Raw genomic sequence first — 764 nt, 5'->3', positions numbered from 1 at the left:
CTACAGCAAAAGGTAAAAACGCCTCCCCTATACACTATAATGCAAAAGCTTATAGGGACAGTGAAATTCATAAGATGACTGAGGATGTAAAAAAACAAACTACTGATTATATTTCCTTTAAAGATCAGCAGGCCGAACAAAGAAGAATTGCGAAGGAACAGGAAGAACTCGCAAATAGGCCGTGGTATGAAAAGACCTGGGATGTCGTTTGTAATTTTACGGGGGAAGTCTCCGGATATTATGATTATAAGAGAGCTACTGATGGCGTCGATCCAGTCACCGGTGAAAAATTAACTGATGGGCAACGGGTGGCAGCTGGCGCAATGGCTGCGGCCGGCTACATCCCTATAGTTGGCTGGGCCGGCAAATTAGCCAAAGGCGGAAAGGCTGTCTACTCAACGAGCACAGCCATCTATAGGGCAGACAAAGCGCTTGATGTCTATAAAACGCCTAAGACATTTCACGCTCTTCAAAACTCCAGCAAAGGACTTTACGGCCTCGCATCTGCAAACGGTTTTAGCGAAGCAATAACTGGCCGGGATATGTTTGGAAATAAGATTTCTGATGAGCAACGTCAGAACAGTCTTAATCATGCGTTATCGATGCTTGGTGGATTCGGTTTACGTGGAGTTAATACTAAACTAAATGCCAAAAAAACAACTGGCTCTAAAAGACCATCTTGGCGCCAGTCAGAAGTTGACGTTGGAAAGGATTATCCCGGATACAAAGACCAAGTGTCCTTTAAGGAGAGAATCGAGGTAAAA

Annotated in this window: 1 protein-coding gene; it reads left to right on the top strand. The window is 44.2% G+C overall.

Annotation, left to right across the window (positions count from 1 at the left end; genetic code table 11):
• Positions 1 to 764 (top strand): pre-toxin TG domain-containing protein (locus ACWHAR_RS26260; RefSeq protein ID WP_452088320.1); only part of this gene is annotated, 764 nt, incomplete at both ends.

The organism is Bacillus sp. LR--39 (genome assembly GCF_053613335.1).
Note: the sequence above shows the minus strand (reverse complement) of the source record. Positions and strands in the feature narration are given on the sequence as shown.